This window comes from Vibrio sp. V33_P6A3T137, from assembly GCF_009904835.1.
In the GTDB taxonomy this organism is placed as follows: domain Bacteria; phylum Pseudomonadota; class Gammaproteobacteria; order Enterobacterales; family Vibrionaceae; genus Vibrio; species Vibrio metschnikovii.
On record NZ_WXWK01000176.1, the window covers coordinates 1 to 3,508 of the forward strand.

Annotated in this window: 3 protein-coding genes; all 3 read left to right on the forward strand. The window is 40.9% G+C overall.

Going from position 1 to position 3,508, the window contains the following annotated elements; translation table 11 throughout:
- Positions 1 to 252: 252 nt before the first annotated feature.
- Complete coding sequence (locus tag CAG60_RS16320) at positions 253 to 726, forward strand: dCMP deaminase family protein (protein ID WP_004397071.1); 474 nt, start codon at positions 253 to 255, stop codon at positions 724 to 726.
- Positions 727 to 1,270: 544 nt separating this feature from the next.
- A complete protein-coding gene (locus tag CAG60_RS16325) occupies positions 1,271 to 2,704 on the forward strand; it encodes a glyceraldehyde-3-phosphate dehydrogenase (protein ID WP_158137050.1) in 1,434 nt (477 codons plus the stop codon).
- Between the two features lie 472 nt (positions 2,705 to 3,176).
- The coding region (locus CAG60_RS16330) for a DUF535 family protein (protein ID WP_161439435.1) at positions 3,177 to 3,508 on the forward strand (332 nt) is incomplete at its 3' end.

The window sequence follows — 3,508 nt, forward strand, 5'->3', positions numbered from 1 at the left end:
CTTTTACCCATAACAAAAAACGCACATCTCTCACATTGATTGTAAGAGATCTCTCACAAGGCTCCTCGCTAAATCACCCATAGCAATCTAGCGAGGAGCGATAAAAAACGAGAGTTCAGTCTCACTCTAGTAAAGCCAAGCCTAACCAATCAACGTTTTTCTCGCATGACGGTCGCAAAATTTATCTAGACTAAGCTCGACAAAATCACGATCATGACTGACAAATAACGTTACGTTAAGGAAACCAAGATTATGATTTCAAAATGGGCGCAACGCTTCTATCAAATGGCCGAACTGGTTGGCTCTTGGAGTAAAGATCCGTCTACTCAAGTCGGTGCTGTGATCACCAAACAAAATCGTATTGTCTCTGTCGGCTTTAATGGTTATCCACACGGGATCTCTGACAGTGCAAATACCGACGACCGTGACATGAAATATTTAAAAACATTGCACGCTGAAGAAAATGCGATTCTGTTCGCTAAACGTGATTTGGATGGCTGTGAAATTTATGTCACTCATTTTCCGTGCCCAAATTGCGCAGCAAAAATCATTCAAACTGGTATTTCTGCTGTGCATTGCCCTGAACAGTCTGACGATTTTCTTTCTCGTTGGGGCGACAAAATAAAAGTTAGCCAAGATATGTTTTTACAAGCAGGGGTAAAAGTAAACTGGTTACCTTTAAATGAGCTCAAACCGATCAGCCAGATCCCACCAGCGAATCTCTAATTAATACCACCAGTAACCACTTAAGAGTGCCTTGTCTGGTAACCACCGTTCATTCACAAGCAGGTAGGTAAAAATTAACCTACCTGCTTGTGAATAACCCTAATCAATTAAGGATTATTTTCAGATCGCGAACACATTCAAACCACATGGATTAAATCACGCTCATTAATACGGATTAACCTGCTGAATAAATAGGTATTTTCGATTGAAATCACAAAAATTAAGTAACTCATTTTTCTTTTTCAAACACAACTATGATTTCAATGCATATCCTCACGAAATAAGTGACATTAATTAAAATTGTCAATACCGATTTAACCCTTAAAAACTCCGCTAAAACACCAGAAAGCAGTAGAACTACAGCCTAATATATGGCCATTAATTTTACTAGCAGAATAACCGCTCAAGATTTACAATCCAGACACAATCCAATAACAAGCTAGCTCAATACTAAACACAATACAAATTGTGATGGTTGAGCACGTGATGCTTATCGCTTGCGGTGACATCACGTTTAACCCTACGTGAAAGGTCTTAAGTCAACATGAGCCCAGAAAAACATCGCCTCGATTGGCAAATTAGCCAAACCATCGCTGAATCTATGTCGCCTCTGATTGGCAAACTTTACCGACAAGCAGGTGTAGAAATTTTATTGTTTGGTAAAACGCTGATCAATGCGACCACGATTGACATCATCAAAGCTCATAAAATTGCGAGTCGCTATATCGGAGAATCTTTATCTCTTGAACAAACCATACCTTTGCTCACTTCACTGGCAGAGATGACCCTATCACCTTGTAAAATCGATATTGGCCAATTAGCGCATCGTTATTGGCAACATCATGATGACGCCGATGCTATGCAAGATTACTTGCATACGGCACTTGTTGAAGCCGTGAACGGCGAACCCATGAATCAACCTAAAGATGTTGTGCTTTATGGTTTCGGTCGTATTGGCCGTTTATTGGCTCGTTTATTAATAGAAAAAAGTGGTCCGGGTTACCCATTACGCTTACGTGCAATTGTCGTTCGTGGCGGTAAAGACGGAGATTTGGAAAAGCGAGCCAATCTATTAAGACGAGATTCCGTCCATGGCCAGTTCAACGGGAGTATTATTATCGATAGTGAACGCAAGGCACTGATTGCTAACGGTAACTATATTCAAATGATCTATGCTGACTCACCGCAAGAGGTCGATTATAGCCACTATGGTATTGACGATGCGCTTGTCGTTGATAACACCGGTGTGTGGCGCGACAGTGAAGGGTTGAGCCGTCATCTAGCTTCTCCGGGTGCGAGTAAAGTGCTGCTCACCGCCCCCGGTAAAGGCGATATTAAAAATGTGGTTTTTGGGGTGAATGAATCGGTGATTAGCGCTGATGATACGATCATATCCGCAGCAAGTTGTACGACCAACGCAATTACGCCCATTCTTAAAGCGATGCACGATCAATATGGTGTGCTATCTGGGCATATTGAAACCGTTCATTCTTATACCAACGATCAGAATTTGATTGATAACTTCCACAAAGGTGAACGTCGTGGCCGATCGGCCTCTCTGAATATGGTGCTGACCTCGACAGGTGCAGCGAAAGCCGTCGCCAAAGCGTTACCGGAGCTAGCAGGAAAATTAACTGGGAATTCGATTCGCGTACCGACACCCAATGTGTCCATGGTGGTTGCTAACTTAAATCTAGCCAAAGAAGCCGATAAAGCCTCGTTAAACCACTATTTAAGACAAATTGCTACTCACTCCCCTCTTTCAGCGCAAGTTGACTATACCGATTCAACTGAAATCGTTTCGAGCGATTTAGTCGGTTCACGTCATGCTGGCGTCGTTGATGGTGCTGCAACGATCGCCCAAGGCAATCGCTGCGTTTTATATGTCTGGTACGACAATGAATTTGGTTACAGTTGCCAAGTCATTCACTGCATGGAACAAATGATGGGGGTACGTTACAAAACGTATCCTCAATAATCGAAACCGACTCCACAACACAATAATAATAAACCGAATGTGCTGAGCGAAAGGCGGAAAGAGTGACGACGCTTTTATATTATTGGGTAGCCAATAATGTTCAGGACAGATGGATCCATCATCCCCCCTTGCCGCTTATCACGACCGATAGGCGGCTTTTTTGTTTTGGTCCACTAGCGATACTCTGCTCTCGGGTTACGGCTAACTAATATAATTTATAGTTATTAATCAAAGTCAATCAATACATTGACATAAATACAATTCAGGCTTTCATTGATAGAAAAAGGATAATAGATCAGGAATTATGATTAAGAGATAATCAGAGTGCAGCATTATTAATAAGTTAACACTATACATAACCTCGATTAAGACAATCCCATACAAAAAAGTACACAAACACAATAGCGATGTTCTTGGCTGTGAGTAATAATACTCGCTGAATATTATCTGTATTACAGTAGTGGTAATTCGTGTGCGATTAAAATTAGCCTCGGCAGCTCATGCTCAAAGCCAAAAACATAAATTGAGAGATATCAGTAAGTTTATTCTTAGATCTTATCTCTATCCCCGTCATTTCCAAAAGATGGTAAACTTATTCCATCATGAGCGTCGGCAACATATTTTTATTCGCCAGCCAAATTATATCATGAAATGTATGATTCCATTTCTACATATTGGTTTAAGTAAAAGTGATGTCATACAGTTGCTCAATGACCACCATTCATGGCTAGAAGCTACTTTTTCTCGTGCCGCTATTCTTAAAATACATACTGATAAATTATATTTAGGCAGTATCCATATTGA